This window comes from Carboxylicivirga sp. M1479 (genome assembly GCF_007097485.1).
GTDB lineage: Bacteria > Bacteroidota > Bacteroidia > Bacteroidales > Marinilabiliaceae > Carboxylicivirga.
The window spans coordinates 85,652-111,310 of sequence record NZ_VKDE01000006.1; the positions used below are offsets into that span (position 1 = coordinate 85,652).

General features: G+C 39.5%; 19 protein-coding genes. 13 read left to right on the top strand and 6 right to left on the bottom strand.

Annotated features, from left to right (window positions below):
• Nucleotides 1-77: 77 nt before the first annotated feature.
• From FNN09_RS06130 to FNN09_RS06150, 5 genes are all read left to right on the top strand, one after another.
• Nucleotides 78-3,245 carry an efflux RND transporter permease subunit gene (locus FNN09_RS06130; protein ID WP_143300616.1) on the top strand — a complete coding sequence of 1,056 codons (3,168 nt, stop codon included), beginning with the start codon at nucleotides 78-80 and terminating at the stop codon, nucleotides 3,243-3,245.
• Nucleotides 3,235-4,560, top strand: coding sequence for a TolC family protein (locus FNN09_RS06135; protein WP_143300617.1), 1,326 nt, complete (start codon nucleotides 3,235-3,237; stop codon nucleotides 4,558-4,560). Before FNN09_RS06130 ends, FNN09_RS06135 begins: the two co-directional genes overlap by 11 nt.
• Before the next feature lie 5 nt (nucleotides 4,561-4,565).
• The gene (locus tag FNN09_RS06140) at nucleotides 4,566-5,621 is read left to right on the top strand and encodes a sensor histidine kinase (RefSeq protein ID WP_143300618.1); all 1,056 of its coding nucleotides are present in this window, start codon (nucleotides 4,566-4,568) and stop codon (nucleotides 5,619-5,621) included.
• Nucleotides 5,614-6,381 (top strand): LytTR family DNA-binding domain-containing protein, encoded by a 768-nt coding sequence (locus FNN09_RS06145; RefSeq protein WP_143300619.1) that lies wholly within the window; start codon nucleotides 5,614-5,616, stop codon nucleotides 6,379-6,381. The genes FNN09_RS06140 and FNN09_RS06145 overlap by 8 nt, the downstream gene beginning before the upstream one ends.
• An 89-nt stretch (nucleotides 6,382-6,470) precedes the next feature.
• Entirely contained in the window at nucleotides 6,471-8,120 is a 1,650-nt protein-coding gene (locus FNN09_RS06150) for a sulfite reductase flavoprotein subunit alpha (protein WP_143300620.1), read from the top strand.
• Between the two features lie 62 nt (nucleotides 8,121-8,182).
• Here the strand turns inward: FNN09_RS06150 and dnaB are convergent, their stop codons facing one another.
• Nucleotides 8,183-9,727 (bottom strand): replicative DNA helicase, encoded by a 1,545-nt coding sequence (dnaB, locus tag FNN09_RS06155; protein ID WP_143300621.1) that lies wholly within the window; start codon nucleotides 9,725-9,727, stop codon nucleotides 8,183-8,185.
• A 234-nt stretch (nucleotides 9,728-9,961) separates the two neighbouring features.
• Between dnaB and ispE the strand changes: the two genes are divergently transcribed.
• A complete protein-coding gene (ispE, locus tag FNN09_RS06160) occupies nucleotides 9,962-10,777 on the top strand; it encodes a 4-(cytidine 5'-diphospho)-2-C-methyl-D-erythritol kinase (RefSeq protein ID WP_143300622.1) in 816 nt (271 codons plus the stop codon).
• Nucleotides 10,778-10,889: 112 nt separating this feature from the next.
• Here ispE and FNN09_RS06165 read toward each other — a convergent pair whose 3' ends face one another.
• The 4 genes from FNN09_RS06165 to tgt all read right to left on the bottom strand — a co-directional run bounded on the left by FNN09_RS06165 (nucleotide 10,890) and on the right by tgt (nucleotide 15,285).
• Complete coding sequence (locus FNN09_RS06165) at nucleotides 10,890-11,213, bottom strand: biotin/lipoyl-containing protein (RefSeq protein WP_143300623.1); 324 nt, start codon at nucleotides 11,211-11,213, stop codon at nucleotides 10,890-10,892.
• A gap of 11 nt (nucleotides 11,214-11,224) precedes the next feature.
• A complete protein-coding gene (locus FNN09_RS06170; protein ID WP_143300624.1) occupies nucleotides 11,225-12,769 on the bottom strand; it encodes an acyl-CoA carboxylase subunit beta in 1,545 nt (514 codons plus the stop codon).
• A 170-nt stretch (nucleotides 12,770-12,939) separates the two neighbouring features.
• Complete coding sequence (locus tag FNN09_RS06175) at nucleotides 12,940-14,022, bottom strand: LptF/LptG family permease (protein WP_143300625.1); 1,083 nt, start codon at nucleotides 14,020-14,022, stop codon at nucleotides 12,940-12,942.
• 132 nt (nucleotides 14,023-14,154) lie between these two features.
• Nucleotides 14,155-15,285, bottom strand: a complete 1,131-nt coding sequence (tgt, locus tag FNN09_RS06180) for a tRNA guanosine(34) transglycosylase Tgt (protein ID WP_143300626.1) — start codon at nucleotides 15,283-15,285, stop codon at nucleotides 14,155-14,157.
• Between the two features lie 211 nt (nucleotides 15,286-15,496).
• On the opposite strand from tgt, the gene FNN09_RS06185 reads away from it, so the two are divergent.
• The 7 genes from FNN09_RS06185 to FNN09_RS06215 all read left to right on the top strand — a co-directional run bounded on the left by FNN09_RS06185 (nucleotide 15,497) and on the right by FNN09_RS06215 (nucleotide 21,268).
• Complete coding sequence (locus FNN09_RS06185) at nucleotides 15,497-16,615, top strand: glycosyltransferase (RefSeq protein ID WP_185968897.1); 1,119 nt, start codon at nucleotides 15,497-15,499, stop codon at nucleotides 16,613-16,615.
• Nucleotides 16,606-17,214, top strand: a complete 609-nt coding sequence (locus FNN09_RS06190) for an RNA polymerase sigma factor (protein ID WP_143300628.1) — start codon at nucleotides 16,606-16,608, stop codon at nucleotides 17,212-17,214. The genes FNN09_RS06185 and FNN09_RS06190 overlap by 10 nt, the downstream gene beginning before the upstream one ends.
• Before the next feature lie 52 nt (nucleotides 17,215-17,266).
• A complete protein-coding gene (gene rsmG / locus FNN09_RS06195; RefSeq protein ID WP_143300629.1) occupies nucleotides 17,267-17,887 on the top strand; it encodes a 16S rRNA (guanine(527)-N(7))-methyltransferase RsmG in 621 nt (206 codons plus the stop codon).
• Between the two features lie 132 nt (nucleotides 17,888-18,019).
• Nucleotides 18,020-18,178: a 50S ribosomal protein L34 gene (rpmH, locus tag FNN09_RS06200; protein ID WP_143300630.1), complete on the top strand. Its 159-nt coding sequence runs from the start codon at nucleotides 18,020-18,022 to the stop codon at nucleotides 18,176-18,178.
• A gap of 163 nt (nucleotides 18,179-18,341) precedes the next feature.
• Nucleotides 18,342-19,130 (top strand): PASTA domain-containing protein, encoded by a 789-nt coding sequence (locus FNN09_RS06205; protein WP_185968898.1) that lies wholly within the window; start codon nucleotides 18,342-18,344, stop codon nucleotides 19,128-19,130.
• An 88-nt stretch (nucleotides 19,131-19,218) separates the two neighbouring features.
• Nucleotides 19,219-20,271 carry an RluA family pseudouridine synthase gene (locus tag FNN09_RS06210; protein ID WP_143300632.1) on the top strand — a complete coding sequence of 351 codons (1,053 nt, stop codon included), beginning with the start codon at nucleotides 19,219-19,221 and terminating at the stop codon, nucleotides 20,269-20,271.
• Nucleotides 20,272-20,296: 25 nt separating this feature from the next.
• Nucleotides 20,297-21,268 carry a D-alanine--D-alanine ligase gene (locus FNN09_RS06215; protein ID WP_143300633.1) on the top strand — a complete coding sequence of 324 codons (972 nt, stop codon included), beginning with the start codon at nucleotides 20,297-20,299 and terminating at the stop codon, nucleotides 21,266-21,268.
• On the opposite strand, the gene FNN09_RS06220 is transcribed toward FNN09_RS06215, so the two are convergent.
• Nucleotides 21,269-25,639 (bottom strand): hypothetical protein, encoded by a 4,371-nt coding sequence (locus tag FNN09_RS06220; RefSeq protein WP_143300634.1) that lies wholly within the window; start codon nucleotides 25,637-25,639, stop codon nucleotides 21,269-21,271.
• Nucleotides 25,640-25,659: the final 20 nt, after the last annotated feature.

Here is a 25,659-nt window from a genome sequence, read left to right on the forward strand (position 1 = left end):
TAACTGTTCCCGTTCGGGGTATATCGTTTCGGGTTTCGACCACTGACTAATCACTACTGACAAATAAACTATCAAAAATGAAAAACCTCATAGCCTATTTTATGAAATTTCCAGTGGCTGTTAACCTTATATTGGTTATGACGCTTCTGTTTGGTTTCCTATCCTTAACAGGCATTCAAAAGAACTTCTTTCCCAATACCCCGCAACGTTTTATTTATGTTGACATCGTTTATCCGGGTGCTTCGCCTGAAGAAGTGGAAGAAGGAGCTATTCTTAAAATAGAAGAAAACGTTAAAGGCCTCGAAGGGATGGAACGCATCACTTCCGTATCGCGCGAAAACTCTGGTACTGTAACCATTGAAATGGTAAAAGGCACTGATATGGATGAGGCTTTAATTAAAGTCAAAAACGAAGTAGACCGCATCGCATCATTCCCTATTGCCATCGAATCGGTGGTAACCTATAAACATGATGATGTTAATTTCTCCATCAACTTTGTAATTACGCCCAATGAAAACACTAACATATCACTCAAATCACTGAAGGAAACTGCTCGCAACATGGAGCACGACCTCTTGCGAAAAGATGGTATATCGAAAGTTAGTATCGGAGGCTATCCCAATGAGGAAATTGCCATATTACTGAAAGAAGATGCTCTGGAATCCTATAGCATTACCTTTAGTGAAGTAGCTCGTGCTGTTGCCTCTACCAACTTAATAATGACAGGTGGAAGCATTAAAGATGGTGAAGAAGAATTGTTTATTCGGGTACGAAACCGCGAGTATCAAAGCGAGGGTTTGGAAGACATTGTGATTCGTAATACACCCAACGGGGGAATCATTCGCCTTAAAGATGTAGCCACCATACAAGACCAATGGGCAGATGCCCCATCGGAGGTACTTTTCAATGGCAAGCAAGGTGTAGTGCTTACTATTCAGAATACTTTCTCGGAAGATATTATGACTGCCACAGATGCGGTAAAAGAGTACATTGGCGAATTTAACGAGAGTCAGGATCAGCTGACAGCAACAGTCATTCGCGACCAGAGCGACCTTTTGAATCAACGTATTGAATTGCTTGGTAAAAACGGCATCATCGGTATTGTGCTTGTCCTCTTGTTTTTATCCTTGTTTCTTAATCCGCGTATTGCTTTTTGGGTGGCATTGGGTATCCCATTTTCCATGTTGGGCATGTTCATCCTAATCCCAGGGACTCCGGTTACCATCAATATGTTATCCTTGTTTGGATTAATACTCGTACTGGGTATATTGGTAGATGATGCCATAATAGTGGCCGAAAACATTTACCGACATTGGCAGATGGGGAAAAAACCGATTAAAGCAGCCGTTGACGGTACCTTGGAAGTAACGCCTGCTGTACTGTCTGGTGTACTTACCACCATGATGGCATTCTCGGCTTTTATCTTCCTCGATGGCCGCATGGGCGATATGTTTAAAGAAATATCCATTGTGGTTATTGCCATTTTGTTCGTCTCACTTATTGAGGGACTCATTTTGTTGCCTGCCCACGTAGCTCACTCCAAAGCTCTTAAACCCGATTACAAAAGTAAATGGGTGCAATACATGGGTTGGGCCGAAAGCGGATTGCTTAAGTTGAGAGACATTACCTATATGCCAATGGTTAAATTGGCAGTAAAATACAAAACCATCACTTTAGCTGCGTTTATAGCAATGTTTATCATGGCTATTGGTATGGTGCAGGCACGATGGGTTAATGTTACTTTTTTTCCACAGGTCGATGGCGATCATATATCCATTAGTTTAGCGATGCCTTCAGGTACCGACGAATCGGTCACCCAAAAGGAAATTGACAAAATTACAGAAGCTATTTGGGAGGTAAACGAAGAGATGAAGCCGCTACAACCTAATAGTGCCGGCATCGTCAAACAAACATTCCAACAATTTTCCGGCAGTGGCAGTAAGGCCTCTGTTCAAATAACCTTGTTAGATGGCGAGTTAAGAGCATCAACAACAGATGATGTAACAATACGCATTAGAGAGAAAGTGGGAGACATTGCAGGTGCCGAAGCCTTGTTATTCGAGGGATTTAATCCCTTTGGTAAAGCATTAGTTATTTCACTGGTGGGTAACGACAATGAAACCTTGAGAAAAGCGAAAGAAGAATTTAAGCATGCTCTCAACAACATGCCAGAGGTAACTGATGTGTCAGATAACACCCCAATAGGTAATCGTGAGGTTGAGCTCACTTTAAAAGAGAAAGCACATCACCTGGGCATCTCACTTCAGGATGTAATTGGACAAGTACGTGAAGCTTTTTGGGGCAATGAGGCTCAACGATTACAACGAGGACAAGACGAAGTGAAAGTATGGGTAAAATATAGCGAAGACAACCGTAAATCAATCGGTCAGCTGGAAGATATGAAGATTCGCCTTGGCAACGGAGTGGCCTATCCCCTATCCGAACTGGTAACCATGAAAACAGTTAATGGTTATTCAAGTATTCAGCACCTCGACTTTGATCGTGAAGTACAAATTGAAGCCAACCAAAGCGACCCAACGGCTTCCTTACCCGATATTATCAAGAAAATTGAAAACGAAGTACTAGCACCTATATACGCCAAGTACCCAGGGGTAAAAGCGAACTACGACGGTCAAAAGCGCGAAAGTAAAAAAGTAGGCGATTCAATGGCCAAGGTAATGCCTATCATTCTTTTACTCATGTTTTGCGTGGTTATCCTTACGCTTCGTTCGGTAACACAATCGATTCTGGTTTACCTGATGATTCCATTAAGTTTAGTCGGTGTAATATTGGGTCACTGGATTCACGGTATGTCTTTAAGTCTGATGTCGGGAATGGGTGTTATTGCCTTAATTGGTGTGATGATTAATGATTCCTTGGTACTAATTAATGCTCTCAATATCAATTTAAAAGATGGAATGACATATGAAAAGGCACTTTTAGAAGCGGCCCTATCGCGTTTCCGCCCCATCATTCTTACAACCTTAACCACTATTGCCGGTATGGCTCCAATGCTGCTCGAAACAAGTATGCAAGCACGCTTTTTAATTCCAATGGCCATCTCAGTTAGTTATGGTATGGCCATGGCCACCACTACTACGCTAATACTTTTACCAGTGATGTTGTTAATTGCCAATGGCACACGCCTAAAGTGGAAACAAGTAATACTTGGACAAGAAGTAACACGTGAAGAAATTGAACCTGCTATTAAAGAAATTAAATACATTGAAGAATATGAAAACTAGATATACTGCCCTTGCCATTCTACTTAGCATATGCTTGACATCCTTTGCTCAGCAGGCACCCGATTCAACGGAGCAGCTGACCTTATCTAAAGCTGTTGAGATAGCATTGCTTAATAACTATGATATTAAAATTGCCAGTGCTGATCGTGAAAAGGCTAAAAACAACAACTCCATTGGCAACGCTGGATTACTACCATCGCTTAGTGTAAGCGGTGGCACCGACTACTCTAAGAGCGATACGAAAATGGAAATTCTGGGACAGCCAGAGACCATTGAGGTTGATGATGCTAAATCGATGAGTTACAATGCTAATGCCAGGATTGATTATACACTGTTCGATGGTTTTGGCAATATTTATACCTACAGAAAACTACAAAGTGCAGATGCTCTTCAGGAAACCATTCTGCGTCAGCAAACAGAAAACACCATGGTACAAGTGGCAGAACGTTACTACCAGGTTTGTCGCTCACAACAGAATTTGCACTTGGCCAAGGAGTCGATGCGCATTAGTCGCGAACGCCTGCAAAAAGCACTCGATCAAAAATCCTATGGACAGGCCAACCAACTGGATGTATTAAATGCCGAGGTGGATATGAATAATGACAGTACAACGGTATTACAAACCGAGCAAGCATTTATTCAAAGCATAAAAGATTTGAATTTAGTGTTGGGCGTTCCTATCCAAAACACATACGAGGTGGATAATTCAATTACCTATCGCGACGATTTTAAGGCTGATGAAATTATTGCTGCCGCATTATTAAATAACACACGATTGGTGGCCCAGCAGCAGCAACAGCAAATTAGTAATCTCGATATAAAGATTACCAGTGCCGACAAATACCCCACCTTATCGGCCTATGGCCAGTACGGCTACAATCGCCAGGACAATGATGCAGGCCAATTGCTTTACAACGAAAATATGGGAACAACTGCTGGTCTTGCACTTAAATTCAATGTATTTAACGGACGACAGCAGAATACGCGGGAGAAGAATGCTAAGTTAGATTACATCAGCCAGCAAGAACGCACCTACCAGGTTAAATCGGAGATTGAAAGAGATGCATCTAATGCCTATACCGATTATATTTACAAGCGTAGAATTGTTGAGCTGCAGCAAAGCAGTATGAAGCAGGCTCGCCTTAACTTTGAACAAACACAGGAGCTTTTTCAAATTGGGCGTGTCACATCCATCGAGTTCAGAGCTGCACAGCAAAATCTTTTAAACGTGGCGGCTCAGTTTAACGATGCTCAATACAAAGCCAAAGTGGCAGAATTTTATCTATTGCAATTAAGCGGACAACTTATTCAGTAAGCATTATGGATGCTCTATTTATTAGAAACAATAAGCTTAAACTACTTCTTACACCCTTTATTCTCATTGGAATTATTGTAATTTCAATGGCCTTAACAGTGATATTCCAATATCGTACCATTACCGATATTAGCAATATGCCACTTGAAAGGATGATAATTGGATTTATAGAATCCCTCTTACTGGTTTTCTTTTATAATTATGCCATTCGTAAACTCAATGTTAAGTACCCTTGGAAACGTAACTGGCTAATACGGTCCTTATTGGACTTTGCCTTAGCCATTTTCATTCCCGTACTTATCATTAGCATTATGAATCTGGGACTTAGTAAAGGGTGGATACCAAATCATCATAAAGATGAAGAGTTCAAAGTATTCATCTTTATTATGCCGCTAATGATTAGTGCACTTCTACTGGTAGTGGTTGAAATGATTATTGCCAGTGAAGAACGCACCCAGCTGGAAGTAAAGCTGGCGCACATAGAAAAAGAGCAAATCAACTCCAAGTACACCGCTCTCAAAGAGCAGCTTGACCACCATTTTCTTTTCAATAACCTAAGCGTATTATCATCGCTTATTTATGAAAGTACCGAAAAAGCTGATCGCTTCATTCAGGATTTTGCAGCCATTTACCGCTACGTTTTATCGATAAACAAGCAAGACTTAGTAACAGTGGAAGAAGAACTGGAGTTTATTAAAACCTATTTGAATCTTTACAAATTCAGATTTGAGGATGGTTTTGAATATACTGTTGAACTGGATGATGAATCGAAACAATACCTTTTGCCACCCTTATCCTTACAGGTATTAGTCGAGAATGTATTCAAACACAACATCGTATCGAGCAACAAACCACTTCGACTCTCTATTAAGGCGGTTGATAACACTTTAACCATTACCAATAACATTCAACATAAACACGACAGGCAAGCATCTACCAATACAGGACAGGCTAACTTGCTTGAAAAATATAAGTTACTCAACAGTGATATTCCTGTTTTTAAGGTTGAAAATGATCAATATATTTCGCAAATTCCAATGATAAAGCCAGCTCATGATTAAGGTATTAATTGCAGAAGACGAAAAGCCTTCAGCCCGAAAGCTGAAAGCCATGCTTGAAACAGTTGCTCCTGATTTCCAAATAATAGACATCTGCGAGTCAGTTGAAGAGTTAATTCTATTCCTCAATCAAAACACAGTTGACCTTATCTTCTTAGACATTCATTTGGCCGATGGAAATAGCTTTGAAATATTTAAAAACACCCAAGTTCAAACACCGATTATTTTCACCACTGCCTACGATCAATATGCTATTCAAGCTTTTGAACACAATAGTATTGGATATCTATTAAAACCAATTGCAGCCGATAAACTTTCGCAAGCCATCCAAAAATTCAGAAGTAATTATCACGAAGACACACCTCCAACAATAGACTACGCACAATTGAGCAAAGCCATTGCGCTGCAGCAAAGCGAAACATCCTTTCGCGAGCGTTTTATGGTCTATTATCGTGGTATAATAAAAACCGTTAACACCAACGAAATAGCCTATATTTATGCCGAAAACAGAGGCGTATTTATCTGTACGCATAAGGGGCGTATTTACGATATTAATCAAACCCTGGAGCAACTCAACGAAGAACTAAATCCACGCGTTTTTTTCAGAGCCAACCGCAAATTTATTGTGTCGATAAACGCTATTGTTGAGGCACACCTTTATTCAAAAAGCAAACTCAAATTAGAACTCAAGCCACCAGTTGATAACGACGTTATTATTTCCAGCGAAAGAGCTTCTAAATTTAAACAATGGCTCTCGAAATAGGCAAACATTTAAGGCTTGGTATTGTTACATAAACAAAGGCTAACGCAGATAGCTTCTACTTTAATTTCAACAATAAACAAGCAACATAAATGGGATTTTTCAGCACACTATTAAAAACAAAAGAAAAACCACTCACCCTCAACGTTAAAAATAACATAAGTTGCCCTCCGGTAACGATATTGTATGGCACAAAAACAGGCAATGCACAGTTTATAGCACAGCAGGCACACAAATATTTCCACCAATGTGGCATTGAAAGCGAGTGCCATAATATGGCCAAATACGATGTGGGAAGATTACCTTCAGAAAACAAAGTATTAATCGTCATCAGCACCGATGGAGAGGGAGAATTACCGCCCAATGCCCGCCAATTTTCGCAGTTACTGGATCTTGCCGACATGCCTGCTTTAAACAACTTACAATATTCAATATGTGCCCTGGGCGATTCGAGCTACGATGTTTTTTGTGGTGCGGGCAAATTAATTGATCAACAACTAAAAAAATTACAGGCCAAGCCAATTATTAATCGGGTTGATTGTGATTTAGACTTTAAAAAATCGGCTTTACAGTGGATACAAAATACGCATGATACACTGGTGGGAATTAATAAACCTACTGAAACAATCTCAAAAGCAGAGTTGGAAGCTCCTGACTTTATGACTGCAACGTTAAAAAGTCGAAAACAATTAACAAAGGCTGATGTTGAACAAGCTGTTTATCATATTGAGTTGGATAATTGTCAGAACCAGGTAAAATATGCAGCGGGTGATTGTATCGAAATAATTCCAAGTAACCCCCAAAAGTTAGTTGCCGAAATAATTAGCAAATTAAAACTGGATGGCTCGCAAACCCTAATTTCATATAACCATTCATTGGAGTATGCACTCACTTATCAGTTCGAAATAACCAAACTAAGTCGCCTGGTTATTCGACGATATTTAAAAGTGTACAAGGGCAGTGAGCTAGACAAGTTGTATAACAACAGAGAAGAGCTAAGGGCTTTCATCAGTAATTCCGATGTATTGGATTTAATAACCGACTATCCAGGCTCCATGGATGCCGATGAATTTGTAAGTACACTTCAACCCATCAATTCACGTTATTACTCGATTGCATCGGGCTATCAAAAGAATCCTAAGCAAATCGACTTAACGGTAAAAACGGTGCGTTTTCAACTAAAAGAAAGACAATACCAAGGCGCTGGATCAACCTATGTTAATGAAAGCCTTGAAGAGGGCACCAACATTAATTACCGTCTGGTTGCTAACCCATCGTTTCATCTGCCCGAAACCAAAGACACACCAGTTATATTAATTGGTGTAGGAACAGGAATTGCTCCTTACAGGGCTTTTCTACAGGATTTAGAAGCACAAAACATTCGAAAAAAAGCCTGGTTAATCTGGGGCGATAAACATCAGTCGTCTGACTTTTTGTATGAGGACGAAATAATTGACTACTACAAAAATGACACACTCGCATTTATCAATACCGCCTTTTCACGCGATCAGGAAGTTAAAGAGTATGTGCAAAACCGTTTAGTTGATTATAAAGAGCGCCTGTTAGAATGGTTAGATAAGGGAGCTATCATTTACTTGTGCGGACATAACAAAATGGGCGATGCCATTAAGAAAACACTCATTGAGCTATACATATCGGAAAAAGGGATGAGTGAACAGGAAGCTAAAGCCAAGCTCAAACAACAACGCGACAACAATATTATACGTGAAGATTTATATTAGCATACATTCCAAACGAAACCAAGTATAGATAAGGCACGCCAATTAGCTGTGCCTTATTTTATTTAAAAGGGCACATCGCTATTAAAACCTGGTCCTTCAGGAAACTCTGGCAAATGTTGCCCACCAGCACCTGAGTCACCTCCTGCGGTCTCGTTCATTTTAGACCCAAAGGTTTGGGCTGGCGTAGCTGGCGCCATGGCATTATCATCAAATTCTGTATCTTCCACATCCTGGAAACGGGCTAATTCGGCTCTAAATCGTAAACGCACATCAGCTGTAGGACCAGCACGGTGCTTGGCAATAATCAGCTCGGCCATACCAATCAAGGAGTTACCTTGCTCATCTTCAGTAATTCGATAGTACTCGGGGCGGTGGATAAAACACACCATATCGGCATCCTGCTCAATGGCTCCAGATTCACGAAGGTCAGATAACTGAGGTCGTTTTCCTTCTGCTCCTGCACGTCCTTCAACACCACGGTTCAACTGCGACAGAGCAATAATAGGCACATCCAACTCCTTGGCCAGTCCCTTTAGGTTACGCGAGATTAAACTCACCTCTTCCTGACGAGAACCAGGATTCATACCACTGGCATTCATCAGCTGCAAGTAGTCAATAATCACACATTGTATATCATGCTGCTTCTTTAGGCGTCGACACTTAGCTCGTAACTCAAAAACAGATAGACCTGCCGTATCATCCACAAAAATTGGCGCATCAATCAGGTTCTGAATCTTATGATCGAGCTGCTCCCACTCATAGGGTTCCAGATTACCCTTCTTAATTTTATCGGCCGATAATTCTGTTTCCGTAACTATTAATCGGTTAACCAATTCGATGTTTGACATCTCCAAAGAGAAAATGGCAACAGGCGTTTTATTGTCCAGGGCCATCTTGCGTGCCATGGATAAAATAAAGGCTGTTTTACCCATCGCTGGACGAGCCGCAATAATAATTAATGCTGATCCCTGCCATCCCGATGTAATCTTATCAATAGCCGTAAATCCCGATGATACACCACTCATACCATCCGCACGCTCCGATGCTTCTTTAATACGATCAATGGCATCCTGTATAACGGGGTTAATTTGCGTAGCATCACGTTTCATACTTCCCTGCGAAAGCATAAAAAATGTACTTTCAGCCTCTTCCAGCAAATCATTTACATCAATAGAGTCATCATAGGCCTTACCCTGCAAATCACTGGAAATATGAATCATTTGACGCTGCAGATATTTCTGCCAGATGATGCGCGCATGGTATTCGATGTGAGCAGCCGATGCGACCTTGGAGGTTAGTTGTGTCACATAAAACGGACCACCAACTTCTTCCAGCTTACCCATTTTCTTAAGCTGCTGAGTAACCGTTAACATGTCAACGGGCTGCTCATGCGCTTCCAAATCCATAATCGCTTTATAAACATGCTGATGGGCTTCTTTATAAAAATGTTCGGGCTTCAACAACTCCGACACATTTAAAAAAGCTTCCTTCTCTAATAACAAAGCACCTAAAACCGCCTCCTCAAGATCTGTTACCTGTGGGGGCAATTTGCCCATTTCTAGACCTGCTGCAGGCTTTTTGCGATTTGAATACTTGTTATCTGCCATATGGAATTTGGAAAAATTTGCGGACAGCAAAGATACACATTGCAAGCAAAAGAGCGGTATAAAATCCATATTTTGATGAGATAAAGTAAGGCACAACAGAACCTCATCCCATCAGTCCCTCATGCAAATTAAGTACCCAACAACACTAAATTCCAACACCTTACACCATCATCGAAAGTATTAGTTTTTATAAACCAAACAGATAAGCTTTCTTTGTCAAAAAAATACGAATAGATGATCTGTTATCCCAATGCTAAAATTAACATAGGCTTAAATGTGGTAGAAAAAAGAAGCGATGGCTACCATAATCTGGAAACCATTTTTTATCCTATTCCACTGTGCGATGCCCTAGAAGCTGTTCATACATCCGAGGACAAGGAGCCATACACCTTTAGTTCATCTGGAATTAAAATCGATGGGAAGGATGAAGATAACATTTGCATCAAAGCCTTGCATTTGATCAAAGAACACTGTCAATTGCCAGCTCTAAAAATACACCTGCACAAACTTATACCCTTTGGCGCTGGCTTAGGTGGTGGATCGGCTGATGGTGCGTTTATGCTCAATCTGCTCAATAAAGAGTTTGAACTCAAGCTTAGCGACGAAATATTGCAAGCTATGGCTGCTCAATTGGGAGCCGACTGTGCTGTTTTTATTAAGAATAAACCAGCGTACGCTACCGGCATTGGCGATGTATTACAAACCATCGATTTAAACCTATCGGGCTATTACATGGCACTGATAAAGCCACCCATCCATGTTTCAACACCAGATGCCTACCAAGGCGTTATTCCCACTCCTTCCTCACATCCTTTGACCGAACTTATTAAGTTGCCAATAAATCAATGGAAGCATCATATCAAAAATGATTTTGAGGCCTCTGTGTTTAAAAAATATCCTGAAATAGGTAATATTAAAATGCAGCTCTATAATAGTGGGGCGCAATATGCCTGCATGTCAGGAAGTGGCTCGAGTGTTTTTGGTATATTTAAAGAAGAACCACAACTAAAGGTAAAACCTGATTATTTTACCTGGATAAAGAAACTCTAAGCCTAATTCATTTTTGAATGGCTAGAAGATCAAGCTACAAATCAACATTCGTAGATTTATATGCATATCTGAATAAACTTCATAAAAAAAGCTGCCCGAGGGCAGCTTTTTTCTATTCTATCTCAACCATTAATTGGTTTTTCGGAATTCTATCTCCGGTGGCCACCTTAATTGATTTAACAACACCTGTATGAGGCATGGTTATTTGGTTACGCATTTTCATGGCTTCCAAAATCAATAGTGATTCACCTTCTTTTACCTTCTGGCCCTCTTTCACAAATATTTCACAAATAGTACCTGGTATATAGGACATAATGTGATTTGGATTCGGATCAGTGTATTTAACACGGTTTTCGAATTTCTTAGTTAGTTTCGTTTTATACTTCATACTAAGTATAGCGAAATCAACTAAGCCTTCAGTTTTGTTTGTACTCATATTTCCTTCTATTAAAATGGAGGAATACCATGTTTCTTAGCAGGACGGTGATCATCTTTTCCAGCTGATACCTCAATTGCGTGCAATAATAACGAACGCGTTTCATTAGGCTCAATTACTGAATCAATGTACCCTTTCGCAGCTGCTACATATGGATTAGCAAACTTCTCTTTGTACTCTTCGACTTTGATAGCTCGCATTGCATCCTTATCTTCTGCTTCATCAATTTCTTTCTTAAAGATGATATTAGCAGCACCCTCTGGCCCCATTACTGCAATTTCAGCAGTTGGCCATGCAAACATAAAGTCAGCACCAAGGTGACGCGAGTTCATAGCAATGTATCCACCACCATAAGCTTTACGTAAAATAACAGTTACTTTAGGTACCGTAGCTTCAGAATAAGCATAAAGTACTTTAGCACCATGACGAATTACACCTGCATGTTCCTGATCTGCTCCAGGCAAGTATCCAGGCATGTCTTCCAATGTAATTACCGGCACATTAAAGGCATCACAGAAACGGATAAAACGAGCTGCCTTATCTGAACTATCACAGTCAAGTACCCCTGCTAATACCATTGGCTGGTTAGCAACAAAACCTACCGTTTCTCCATTTAAGCGACCAAAACCAATAATAATATTTGCTGCCCAAAGCTCCTGAATTTCGAAGAAATCAGAATCATCAACTATTGCTTTGATAACATCACGTACATCATATGGCGTTTTAGGATCAGAAGGAATAATATCCTCAATTTTTCCTTTAAACTTAGGTGGCTTTGGAGGGAAAGCTTTTGCCTTTTTAGAGTTGTTCCATGGAATGAATGTAACCAACTTCTTAATTTGCTCGAAACATTCGGTTTCGCTTTCAGCAAAGAAGTGAGCATTACCAGTCGTTTCGGCGTGAACTCGGGCTCCCCCAAGATCTTCCATCGAAATCTTTTCACCAAGAACTGACTCAATCACTCCTGGTCCGGTAATAAACATTTTAGAAATATTCTCAACTACAAAAACAAAGTCTGTTAAAGCTGGTGAGTAAACTGCACCACCGGCACAAGGTCCTAGTATAACCGACAACTGAGGAATAACACCAGAAGCCAATGTATTACGGTAGAAAATCTCACCATAACCAGCCAACGAGTTCACACCTTCTTGAATACGAGCACCACCAGAATCGTTAATACCGATTAAAGGCACACGCATTTTTAAAGCGTGATCCATGATTTTTGTAATTTTACGGGCATGCATTAATCCTAATGATCCCCCGGCAACTGTAAAGTCCTGCGCGAAGATACAGATTGGTGCACCATAAATGGTACCTGTACCGATAATTACTCCATCACCATGTAACTGCTTTTTGTCCATACCAAAATCACGTGCGGTATGCTCAACAAAGAGGTCATATTCGGTGAAAGAATCTTTATCAACCAGTGCAATAACGCGTTCGCGAGCGGTCATTTTACCCATGGCTGCTTGCTTTTCTATGGCTCTATCGCCACCACCCTTTTGCACTTGTTCCTTTCGCTTCCGAAGGTCTAGGATGTGTTTTTTCAATGACATAATCCAAAAATTTGATTTAACCTACTATTAATCAAAATATATCTTTTAACACTTCAACTAATAATTTTCAAAGTGCATAATTACGAATTTTATTTTTTTAACAAAAGAAATAAGGACAGATAGTCATTTCCAGTAACTACACTTTTTAAGCGTAAGCAACTAAAAACAAACTATTTAGGAGCCCTCATATATAAATATATACCAACACAAGTAAATACAATATTGGGTAACCAAACGGCCAGCATAGGGTTCATACTTCCGTTAACGGCAAAGGTGGTTGAAATGGTCATGAACAAAATATACGAAAAACTGAGGGCAATGCCAACTCCAATATGAAGCCCCATCCCCCCTCGTACTTTACGCGAAGCCAGTGAAACGCCTATTAGCGTTAATATAAAGGCGCTAAACGGAGACGCTATACGCTTGTATTTCTCAATTAAAAATTCCTCCAGATTACCAACTCCCCGAGCTTTTTGTTCTTCAATATAAACATTCAACTCAGTATTGGTCATCATTTCAAAATACTTACGCTCCTCCTTAAAATCCTTTGGTGTTACATTTGGTATCAGCGTATCCATTTTTGAGCCACTGCTTATTTCATGCTGAATACCATCAATAAACTCACGCATCACGTAATTTCTTAATTGCCATCTTCCGGATGTTGTATCGAACTTAGCATATCGGGCAGATATTTTAGCAACAAGCTCTTTTTCATTGTATTTTTCCAGGGTAAAATAATCGCCATTACCACTGTATGCCCTATATTTATCCATGTATACAAAAACACCGGGTTCAATTTGCATGTGAATTTTCTCCAGACCTTTTTCTTTTCTGTTCTTTACATACTCATTCTCAAACTTAATACGGGTTTGATTAGCTGGGGGAATAACATAACCACCTAACAAAAATGAAAACACACCAATAATTGCCGCCCCCAAAAAATACGGAAACATCATTCGTTTAAAACTCACTCCACTGGATAGAATGGCAATTATCTCTGTTTGATAAGCCATTTTTGAGGTAAAAAAGATAACAGCAATAAATACAAAAAGAGGTGTGAAAAGATTGGCAAAATAAGGAATAAAATTTTTATAATAATCAAAAACAATGGCATTAACAGGTGCCCCATGTTCGAAAAAATTATCAATCTTCTCTGTTAAATCAAATACCACCGATATACTGATTATCAATAGTATGGCAAAGAAAAATGTTCCTAAAAACTTCTTAAGTATATATAAATCAAGTTTTTTCAAACCTTATTGTTTAATTATTCAAATTGCTGGCTTTGGGTACAAATGAACGAAAATTTAACCAATAGCCAGCTAATTAAATATAAGCACTACAATATAATAGACAATCATTGTGCATTGAACACTCACAATATTTTATAATCGAGTGGTAAGTTTCTTCACCATTACCTCTTTCCATTGAGCAAAATCACCTGCTAAAATATGCTTACGTGCTTCTCCAACTAACCATAAGTAAAAGGTTAAGTTATGCTGACTACCAATTTGCGCTGCTAGCATTTCTTTTGAAACGTATAAATGGCGCAAGTATGCTTTAGAGTACCTCTGATCTACAAACGAAGTTCCATTAGGGTCGACTGGTGAGAAATCATTCTTCCATTTCTCATTACGCATATTTAAGATACCTTCGGATGTAAATAGCATACCATTACGCCCATTACGCGTTGGCATAACACAATCAAACATATCAACCCCCAAAGCAATATTCTCAAGAAGGTTGGCCGGTGTTCCTACCCCCATTAAATACCTTGGTTTATCTTTTGGTAAGATACCGTTGACTAGCTCAACCATTTCGTACATCACTTCCGTTGGTTCACCCACTGCCAAACCACCAATGGCATTCCCCTCTCTGTTCTGAGATGCGATAAATTCAGCCGATTGAGTACGCAGGTCACGATAACCAGCTCCTTGCACGATTGGGAAAAATGTTTGTGAGTGACCATACAATGGTTCTGTTTGATCGAAATGATCAACTCCGCGCTTTAACCATCGATGCGTTAACTCCATCGATTTCTTTGCGTAGGCATATTCTGCATCACCTGGAGGACATTCATCAAGAGCCATAATGATATCGGCTCCAATAACACGCTGGGTATCTACTACATTTTCGGGTGTAAACAAATGTTTAGATCCATCCAAATGCGAACGAAACACAGCTCCCTCTTCGGTTAGCTTACGATTATCACTTAAGGAAAACACTTGATAACCACCACTATCTGTTAAAACTGGTTTGTCCCAACCGTTGAACTTATGTAATCCACCCGCTGCTTTTAAAATATCTAAACCTGGTCTTAAGTACAGATGATAAGTATTACCTAATATTATTTGTGCTTTTACATCGTCTTCTAAATCACGAAAATGCACACCCTTAACGGATCCCACCGTCCCAACAGGCATAAAAATAGGTGTTTCAATTGTACCATGGTCGGTTGTAACTTTACCTGCTCTGGCACTGCTTTTTGCATCGGTATGTTGTAGCTCAAACTTCATTATCCTGCTTATATTTTAAGGCCTTACCTCATTTTCTTTCCTTGAGGCAGCCTGCAAATATACAACAGCTTCTTATATATATAAAACAAAGCCAAGCATCCAATCCAATAAAAAAGCTTGCAAGCAAGTTTTTAGCATCAATCACAAATTTGACGAAGCAAGAACAGGTAATTAATAAAAATATGTTGCACTTTTGACTAAAATTAATTTTGTGGAGCATACAATACTATACACATTAGTTGCCATCTTCCTATTCGCATGGCTTTTTCAGATTTTTTATCTTTTATTTTTCTTGCTTAAACCATCATTGTTTAAAGCAAATACAGTTGAGGGAAAGCAGTTACCTATATCTGTTATTATATGCGCCAAAAACGAAGCTGAAAACTTATTGCAATTTATACCATCTATTTGCCAACAGAATCATCCACAATTTGAAGTTATTGTTGTCAACGACTGCTCAACAGATGATACAGAAATGGCTTTAGCACAATTAAAAACCAAATACAATAATCTATACTACACAAGTATCCCCTTAAGCCAACAGCATTATCAAGGGAAAAAATTAGCTCTAACACTTGGTATTAAAGCAGCCAATTACGAACACCTTTTATTTACTGATGCTGATTGCCAACCTACTTCGGATCAATGGCTAAGTCAAATGGCCAGTCAGTTTAGTGATACTAAAGAGATTGTAGTTGGACATGGTCGATACGAAAAAAGAAAAGGTTTATTTAACTTATTCTTGCGCTATGAAACTTTTTTTAATGCGGTTCAGTACATGGGATTTGCCTTACGCAAGAAACCTTTTATGGCTGTAGGCAGAAATATGGCATTTACCAAGTCATTATTTGAAAAAAGCAATGTATATGCCCAATACTTAAACGTTGCTTCTGGAGATGACGATTTATTTATGCGCCAATGTGCCAACAAGCAAAATACAAGCATTCAACTTAACTACGAAAGTCAAACAAGTTCCATTGCTCCCAAAAACATGGGCGAATGGCTTGATCGAAAATCAAGACACCTGAGCACTGCTCCATTCTATAAATTAGGGATAAAAGCATGGCTTTTTATGGAGGCTCTAACTCGTCAAATATTTTGGGTCTTAACACTTTGTTCACTTTTTTTTCCTACTTTTGCGCCATTAGCATTCGGATTTTTCGTGAGCCGTTTAGTCGTTTTACACATTGTATTAGGCAAAGCAGCTAACAAAATGGGGGAAAACAAACTGTATTGGGCAACCATTCTTTTTGATTTCATGAATCCGCTGTTAATCGGGAGCGTTTGGGTAATTAATGTTTTTAGTGCAAAGAAGAAGAAATGGAAGTAAATCCGAATCTATCTGATAAGGCAAAATATGATTTAGACTTAGTGGAGGTAGCAGTCAAAGGCGATCAAAAAGCGTTCGCTGAATTAATGGGTCGCTATAGAGATGCTATCTATTTTATGCTATTAAAAATGGTAAATAATAAAAGTGATGCCGAAGATTTAACAATTGAAGCATTTGGCAAAGCTTTTAAAAACATTCATCAGTACTCTCCTAATTACGCTTTTAGTACTTGGTTATTTAAAATCGCATCCAATAATTGTATCGACTTCCTAAGAAAAAAACGAAATAATATTGTTTCTATTGATGGTGGCATTACTGATGACAAGGAAAACGATCAGCCAATACATTTAAAAGACGAAACGCCCGATCCGGAAGAGCACCTGATTAAGCAGCAAAAGAAAGTGCTAATGCGTACGGTTGTTCAAAAATTAAAACCACGCTACCGCATACTAATCGAATTACGCTACTTTAAAGAGTTTTCATATGAAGAAATAGCTGAAGAGTTAGATCTTCCATTGGGAACAGTAAAAGCACAGTTATTTAGAGCACGTGAACTACTCTTTAACACGCTCAAAAACTCCGATATTAAATTAAATTAAGTCACACGACTTACCTTTTACTTCTTCAGAATCTTTATTCTGCAAATTGCATATGGAATTAATAAAAAAATATTTCCCTAATCTGGATTCCTACACAGAGGATAAGTTAAGCCAACTGGGAGACTTATACACCGAGTGGAATGCTAAGATAAATGTTATTTCGCGCAAGGACATGGATCATTTTTATGAACGCCATGTACTACATTCATTGAGCATCGCTTCTTTTATTCAATTTGAAAAGGGCACACAAATACTCGATGTAGGCTGCGGAGGAGGTTTCCCAAGTATTCCTTTAGCAATTATGTATCCCGATTGTCAGTTTCACTCGATTGACTCGATAGGAAAAAAGATAAAGGTGGTAAAAGGCGTAGCTGAAGCACTTGGTTTAAAAAACCTTACAGCCGAACAAGTACGTGTTGAGAATCATCCCAAACAATATGATTTCATTATTAGCAGGGCCGTAACAGCTTTTCCAGCTTTTGTCAGTCTGTGTCAAAATAAAATTCTACAAAAAAATAATAATGCCATCTCAAATGGCATCATTTATCTTAAGGGAGGAGACTTTGACGAGGAACTTAAAAACTTTAAGAAACGAGCATCAGTAACACCTTTGGGCACCTATTTTGAAGAGGAATTTTTTGAAACAAAAAAAATCATTCACCTTTCGATGTAAATATTTACCAACAAACAACTAAGGGCAAAGTAAAAAAGCATTCATTTTTTTTTGGAAGATAAAAAAAACGTTTATTTTTGCAGTCCGAAAACGAAAGATAAGGCATTAGTCGAAAGATAAAAAAGCATAAAGATGAAAAGGACATTTCAACCATCGAACAGAAAAAGAAGAAACAAACATGGTTTCCGCGAAAGAATGGCCAGTGCAAACGGTCGTAAAGTTTTAGCTTCAAGAAGAGCTAAAGGACGTAAGAAATTAAGTGTTTCAAGCGAAAAAAGACACAAAGCTTAATTAGTAGCTTACACAATATAAAAAGTAAAGAATCCTCATTTGGGTTCTTTACTTTTTTTATACCCATAAGTTTGGTAGCCAAAGTTTTGTTATTTTTGAACAAACTAAGAAAACCGTAACTCAAATTAGCTTCTAAAAAGGCCAAATATAAAAGGAGATGCTTATGTCATTCTTAAAAGGAATCATTAACAATGTGTTTGTTAAAAATATTGTTATCGCAATTGTCGTCATTACACTGGCTATTGCTGCAACATTTGTAAGCCTTAATGTGTATACAAACCATGGCGAATATTATCCTGTTCCTGATTTTAAAGGACTGACTGAAGATCAATTTAGTGAGCTGATTAAAGAAAAAGGATTCCGCTATAACATCATTGACTCGGCTCATGTCGATGGCTATTTCCCTGGTGCGGTTATTGAACAAATACCGGCTCCCGGAAGCATGGTTAAGGAAAATAGAAATATTCATTTCACCATTAAAGCCATTGCTCCTGAACAAGTACAGATTCCTAATTTGATTGATTACTCGCTCAGAAACGCCAAAGTTATTTTAGAGTCATACGGCCTTGTTGTTGGTGAACTTATATATGTACCTAGCGAATATAGAAATTTGGTTATTCAACAACTCTACAAAGGCAAACCCGTTGAACCTGGCAAGGTAGTTTTAAAAGGATCGGTTATTGACTTGCACATCGGAAAAGGATTAAGTACCGAACGCACCAATGTGCCAGACCTGCAAGCCTTAACATTAAGCGAAGCTCAGGACTATACTGTTTCTGTTTCTCTTAATATTGGTGCTGCTATTTACGACGAATCAGTAACAACGGCAGAAGACTCACTTGCCGCAGTTATTTGGCAACAGCAGCCAGCAGGCGAGTCAGGTGCACGCATTCCATTGGGGGCATCCATTGATGTTTGGTTAAGTGTTGATACAGCAAAAATAAATTACTAAACGCGGAACCTCCTCAAAAAAGCCTTGCGGCATCAAAGCAATTAAGGCTTGGTAAATAAACGATTAACAAATCAGTAAATAAATAAAGATGACTGAGCACATACAAGAAGATGAATTTGAAGAATTAGAAGAGAGCAATGAGCTGTATGAGCATTATCGTTTTGAAACTGATCCAGGTCAAAAACCTTTGCGCATTGACAAGTTTTTGGTTAATCGTATTGAGAATTCATCACGCAATAAAATACAAGATGCGGCTGCCGCTGGAAACATTCGTGTGAATGACATTCCAGTAAAGTCCAACTATAAGATTAAACCCAACGATATTATTACCATTGTGATGTCGTTTCCGAGGCGAGAACTTAAAATCATCGCTGAAGATATTCCATTGAACATACCATACGAAGATGACGATTTAATCATCATCAATAAAAACCCAGGCATGGTGGTTCACCCTGGCCATGGCAACTACACTGGCACCATGGTAAACGCTTTAGCATGGCACCTAAAGGACTTACCTTTATTTAACTCAGAGGATCCTCGCCCCGGCCTGGTGCATCGCATTGATAAAGATACCTCAGGTTTATTGGTTGTAGCCAAAACAGAACATGCTAAAAACTTTTTGGCGCGTCAGTTTTTTGAAAAGACATCAAGCAGAACCTATGTAGCCATTGTTTGGGGACAACCAAAAGAAGAAGAGGGTACGATTGTAGGTAATGTTGGACGCAGTTTGCAAGACCGCAAACAAATGGCCGTTTTCCCCGAAGGAGACCGAGGCAAACATGCCGTAACCCATTATAAAGTTTTGGAGCGATTAGGCTATGTATCATTGGTTGAATGCCGACTGGAAACAGGGCGTACTCACCAAATTAGGGCTCACATGAAACACATTGGTCACCCTCTGTTTAACGATGAACGCTATGGTGGTCATCATATTTTAAAGGGTACTACTTTTACCAAATACAAACAGTTTGTTCAGAACTGCTTTAAAATATTACCTCGTCAGGCATTACATGCCAAAACATTAGGCTTTGTGCACCCAACATCGAAAGAAAGTATTTCGTTCAATACGGAGATACCAGATGATATGATGCAAGCCATTGAAAAGTGGAGGGGATATATAGCAGGCAGAGAAAACGATTAATAAAACTCAAACTCATCATTCTAAAATGAAAAATATTGGTGTCATTTACGGTGGTTATTCATCCGAAATAATTGTATCAGAAAAGAGTAAAGAAGGCGTTATGTCCTTTATCGATGAAACCAGATACAACCGTTATCCCATACTAATAAGCCACGACAAGTGGTGCGCTGTAATTGACAACCAGGAGTTCCCTATTGATAAAAATGATTTTTCATTTACCAAGGATGACAAGAAGGTAAAGATTGATTTTGCCTACATTACCATACACGGTACACCAGGAGAAGATGGCTTATTGCAAGGCTATTTAAGCATGCTTAACATCCCTCACAGTACCTGTGATGTGCAAGCTGCGTCAATCAGCTTTAATAAATTTGCCTGTAATACCTATCTAAAAGGTTTTGGCGTGGCCGTGGCCGACTCAGTATTGGTTCGAAAAGGCAATAGCTACAATGATAAAGACATTGTTGAGCAACTAGGATTGCCTTGTTTTGTTAAACCCAATGCAGGCGGTTCAAGCTTTGGCATTTCAAAGGTAAAAGAGGCCAGCCAGCTCAAATCAGCCATAGAAAAAGCATTTACCGAAAGTGATGAAGTAATAATTGAACAGTTTATTGGCGGCACCGAAGTAACCTGTGGCTTGTATAAAACTAAGGGCAAACAAGAGGTGTTTCCAGTAACAGAAGTGGTAAGTAAAAACGAGTTCTTCGATTTTGAAGCCAAATACACGGCCAGCAAAGTAGAGGAAATAACACCTGCTCGAATTGAGGACGCCGCAAGAGACCGCATCCAATCCATTTCATCACTCATTTACGACATACTGGGCTGCAAGGGCATTGTGCGCATCGACTACATCATCAGCAATAACAAAATCTTTTTGCTGGAGGTAAATACAACACCAGGAATGACGGTGACCAGCTTTATCCCTCAGCAGATTGAAGCTGCCGGGCTTAATATCAAAAATGTATTTTCAGAAATTATTGAAAACGAGTTGAATTAATCAACCAGATATAGTCATCTCAGTTTTATTCACATTAAATACATCAGCATAAATGAGGCGGTCGGTTTGCTCCGACTGCTCCAATCGATTCTGATACTCAGCAGGCAATCCGGCTATTCGACTAGGCCCTCTTTCATATTCCTCAATAATAATCTGATAAGCATCCTTCTTATACTTGCTTGGTAGTTTAAATTCTTTGCTTATTAAGTAACGGTTATTACTCACATATTTGGGCGATATACGAATAAGCAATGTCTCTTCTTGCAAATTCTTATCAACATTACCATCGTTAACAGTTCCATAAATTGGTCGCGAATATTTCGTATCCTGAAAACTAATCTTCAAAAAATTGTAGTTTCCATACTTGACGTACTTTTCGTCATATATAGTTCCTTCTATCGTAATTGTTAATTTATGATGTACATCCGCTTTATCAAAACGTATGGTTGATTGTCTTTCGGGAACCAACTGATTAAAATTAGCACTTACAACAGGTGACAAACACACATCCTGGTCTTCCTTTCTAACAGAATAAGGCTGATAGCGTGCCAATACCAACTTAACGAACGGGAAATACATACTCTGCGGATTGATACGAATATCAGCAAACCACAGCTGCCGCTCATCATCAAACAGCACCGGATAAGCCACTACTTTGGCACGCTTGCTTTTATCTGGATATTGCAAACTCTCATCTATCACCGGATTCATATAAAAATCTTCCAGTTTAGGAGAATGCGCCTGTGGTTGCACAGAATACAACAAGGGATCCATGCCCCAGCTGGTATAATCAGTATCGTACCCAGGCGATTTACTCACAAAATTGGTTGGATTATATCCTTTTTCAGGCAAGACAACACCTAACATCTCATCGTCGCCTGATGAGTACCATGGACGCTTAATAAATATCCGTAAGCCTCCTCCCATGCGCTGATGACGCATAGCTGTCTCATTCTGTGTTTTTCGCCATTCAAATGTTGGAATGATATAATCTATCTCCGGTGCCTTTGGGCGTGCCGAACTCGGAATACTCACTTTTTCTTTCCATTCACTCACTCGGCCAGTTTTCAATTCAGGATTGGCAGCGAGTATTTTATCAAAGTACTCATCGTATCGTGAGGCGGCCAACAGACGATAATCAACCCAGCGGTGCCGTGTATCACCAAACTGATGCTTCAAAGGCGCCAGGCGAAGATTAATGCGTTTAAAGAAGTTGAATTTATATTCTTCCACATCAAATTTGACCCGATTAACCAGGTTGTCAACCGCCTTAACCTTTTCAGATTGAAGCTTCTGATAAGAAGAGTTCTGAGCCTGATAGTCCTTGTTAATGCGTTTGGCCTTAGGCTGTGGCTCTACTTCAAACTCAGACATACTTCTCACTGCAAATACCTTCATTGGCTGTTCTTGTATGTTTTGAACAGGCGCCACCTGTAGTTTTTCAGGTTCAGGAACAGTACCTCGTGTAACCACATCGTCGTGGTAATTTATTATTGTATCCGGAATACTATTGCTTCCCTCCCGCTCTTTGATAGACACAGAAATACCATCATCCCATTGCTCTTTCCAGCGAGCCTGCAATTCGACCTTTTCAGTACTCTCACCATGAATATCAAAGCGAATATTAATATCTGCATGATTGGTGGCAAAATCACGATTAGGCAATAAGTCCTCTATCACAGGTACATCAACAGGCTGCTGCACGGCATGCACCAATTCCATATCTCGCGAAGGACTCACCATCCAGTGGCGCCCCGAAAAGGCCAATTCTTTCGCCTCTTGAATATCACCTTCCTCCTGCGCCAACTGCCAGATAGCCGATAGTTCTTTCAAATCACTTTCGCGCCAAAACGTACTGAAACGAATTCGTGTACGTATACCCTTTGGCAGATAAAAAGTCAATTGTTTATCCGAGGCATTCCATTGTGCATTGTACTCCCCTTCTTCCAATTGAATGCGGATATATCCACTTTTGTACCAATCTTCAGGTATCTCAATCGCATTCGTTTTATCAGGTTTAATTTCATCTTTTGAAAAGAAACTAAATAAACGAGGTTCAAACTCCTGGGTGTGGGTATTTTCACAATCATCGGCTAAAAACAAGGCAACACCGGCCGCCATTGGGTCAGGTAAATAAATAATCTCCACATCAGAAGGTTGATAGACCTTTTCTTTATTCTTCTCGTCCTGCTGATACAAACCTTCATGCTCCGTAATAATCTTATATATTTCTTTTGCTTTTTGCGCATCACCAAAGGCCTTTTCGAACATGCCATGACTCTCGGCCATTTGCTGACTATTCTTAGGTGGCAATAAATACCTCAGCGAATAAGCATCCTTCGGCTGATTATCAACTATAAAATTAGCTTCATAAGCTTCTGTCGACTGATCGAAATTGGAGCGAATCACCATACTCTCCAAAAACTCACCATCTTTTAATTGATTACCAACCAACACAATTGGACTCACCAAAGGTTCGTAACGCAGGTATTTGATATTCGTTCTTTCTGATGAAGCTTTGTCACTTGTCTTTACTTCATGACTCACGCTGTTTCCTGCTAAATCTACCGTTCTGATGCGTAAGCGATAGGACCTTCCAAATCGCAGCATAGGCAAAGTACCTGCTACAGTTTTTGATTCGGCATGAATACGGAAATCCAGTTCACTATCATAAGCATACTTTATATTTTCAAGTGACTTTGATTTATGTACAAAATCCTTCTTTTCAGTCTCACCGTCCTGCAACTCATAATCGTCAGATTCATTGATGGCGTATCCGGGCTTGCGCACCGACAGGCTCCACCCTTCCCAGCGCGCCATGGTTTCAGATACAAACACATCATCAGGATCATCGGGATCTTCAGTCAGCCCCAACTGTATGAATCCTTCATCAGGAATAATGCCCTCAATCGGGTGAGGGGTATTGCTCTCGTCGTACCATTGATACATATCCTGTCGCCAGTGCAATGAATGCCAGCTATCCGGTTCCTCCTCATAGGCTATATCCATTCGGTAGCCCTGCACCACATCATCAGAATACAAGGCCTTACTTGGCAATTTTAGCTTAAACGATTTTAATTCTAACTGCGATTTATTGGATTTAATAGTCTTTAAATCAAAGGACTTCACTTTCACATCCTTAAACTCATTCTTTAGCTCTACATTTCTTTCTATCCGCCTAAATAAATGTTCTGCCATACCGTTCTTGGTTATGGCAATACCGGCAGATCGCACATAAGGCAAGCCTTCTTCTTGCGGCGGCTCCACCTCATCAAGAATCTCCTGACGCACTACTTTACTGCGCGATATTTCACTTTTGACTTCATAGAAACGTGCAATCTCCTGAACCTTACTTTCGGTCATGTTATTTGTTTTTAAGGCAGCTCCGTCAGCATCAATCTGCACCACCTCAAATTCATTGGTATTCACTTTTACAAAACCCTGATTAAAAAGGGAATCTGCTTTATCACGTGTAAAAAAGCCATCATCCGTAATCTCATAAGCCGTATTTGGTATGGACAAAGCATAATCATCACTCAACTCCAGGTTTTGTGGCACAAGACTGATGGTGCCTTTTTTCGACAGCTTATCATCATATGGGATGCTAAAATCCAACACAAAGCCCATTTTTCGCATGATCTGCGGATAACTATTGATGGTTGCAACCACATCGTGAAACTCAAAGCTTGGTTTCTCTAACTGTATCTTAGGCGTCGTTTTTATGGCTTTATCCACCTTATGAAACTGTCGCAACTCCGCAAAGTCACTTTTGGGATTCATATCTTTTTCAAAGCTCTTAAACCTGTTGCTTCTGACTTTTTGGCGAATCTGCACATCCTCATCCTGCTGGCGCATCATAATAGGTGCCGTCGAAGCCTTGCGCGTTTTATTTTGCGAAACACGCTTGACCTCATCACCTTGCAGTTTATATTGACTAATAGCACCTAATTGTGACTCATCCACAAAGCGTTCTGGCTTTATCTTTCGTGATGGATTAACAACAGCCTCCTCCTTAACTGTTTTAAGTATAAAATCCTGCACGTGCTTCACAGGGAAAGAATAGATACGCTTTTGAACGAGCGCTTCATCATCCTTAAAATCATCTACCTTAATATCAGCATGTAATAAGCGCTGAAAGAGTTCAGAATTAATCTGATTCTTATCCAGCTGAGCTTCCAACAAGGTGCCATCGTCCATTCGCAATCCAAAGTCAGCATTTAAAACTTTATCGGGCCAGGTCATTATATCCGGAAACGAAGCAAGCGTGGTATCACTAGGTGTATTCAGCTTCACCGAAACAAAAACAGACAGCTTAAGAACATCATTGTTCAAATCGTGTTCGTGTGGTAATGTGGTTAGTATAATTTCCATATCAATGTGCTTCAATTGTT

Bases quoted from the DNA above. Each gene is read 5' to 3' on its own strand.
- FNN09_RS06130 (WP_143300616.1), top strand. From the start codon at position 78: ATGAAAAACCTCATAGCCTATTTTATGAAATTTCCAGTGGCTGTTAAC.
- FNN09_RS06135 (WP_143300617.1), top strand. From the start codon at position 3,235: ATGAAAACTAGATATACTGCCCTTGCCATTCTACTTAGCATATGCTTG.
- FNN09_RS06140 (WP_143300618.1), top strand. From the start codon at position 4,566: ATGGATGCTCTATTTATTAGAAACAATAAGCTTAAACTACTTCTTACA.
- FNN09_RS06145 (WP_143300619.1), top strand. From the start codon at position 5,614: ATGATTAAGGTATTAATTGCAGAAGACGAAAAGCCTTCAGCCCGAAAG.
- FNN09_RS06150 (WP_143300620.1), top strand. From the start codon at position 6,471: ATGGGATTTTTCAGCACACTATTAAAAACAAAAGAAAAACCACTCACC.
- dnaB (WP_143300621.1), bottom strand. From the start codon at position 9,727: ATGGCAGATAACAAGTATTCAAATCGCAAAAAGCCTGCAGCAGGTCTA.
- ispE (WP_143300622.1), top strand. From the start codon at position 9,962: ATGATCTGTTATCCCAATGCTAAAATTAACATAGGCTTAAATGTGGTA.
- FNN09_RS06165 (WP_143300623.1), bottom strand. From the start codon at position 11,213: ATGAGTACAAACAAAACTGAAGGCTTAGTTGATTTCGCTATACTTAGT.
- FNN09_RS06170 (WP_143300624.1), bottom strand. From the start codon at position 12,769: ATGTCATTGAAAAAACACATCCTAGACCTTCGGAAGCGAAAGGAACAA.
- tgt (WP_143300626.1), bottom strand. From the start codon at position 15,285: ATGAAGTTTGAGCTACAACATACCGATGCAAAAAGCAGTGCCAGAGCA.
- FNN09_RS06190 (WP_143300628.1), top strand. From the start codon at position 16,606: ATGGAAGTAAATCCGAATCTATCTGATAAGGCAAAATATGATTTAGAC.
- rsmG (WP_143300629.1), top strand. From the start codon at position 17,267: ATGGAATTAATAAAAAAATATTTCCCTAATCTGGATTCCTACACAGAG.
- rpmH (WP_143300630.1), top strand. From the start codon at position 18,020: ATGAAAAGGACATTTCAACCATCGAACAGAAAAAGAAGAAACAAACAT.
- FNN09_RS06205 (WP_185968898.1), top strand. From the start codon at position 18,342: ATGTCATTCTTAAAAGGAATCATTAACAATGTGTTTGTTAAAAATATT.
- FNN09_RS06210 (WP_143300632.1), top strand. From the start codon at position 19,219: ATGACTGAGCACATACAAGAAGATGAATTTGAAGAATTAGAAGAGAGC.
- FNN09_RS06215 (WP_143300633.1), top strand. From the start codon at position 20,297: ATGAAAAATATTGGTGTCATTTACGGTGGTTATTCATCCGAAATAATT.
- FNN09_RS06220 (WP_143300634.1), bottom strand. From the start codon at position 25,639: ATGGAAATTATACTAACCACATTACCACACGAACACGATTTGAACAAT.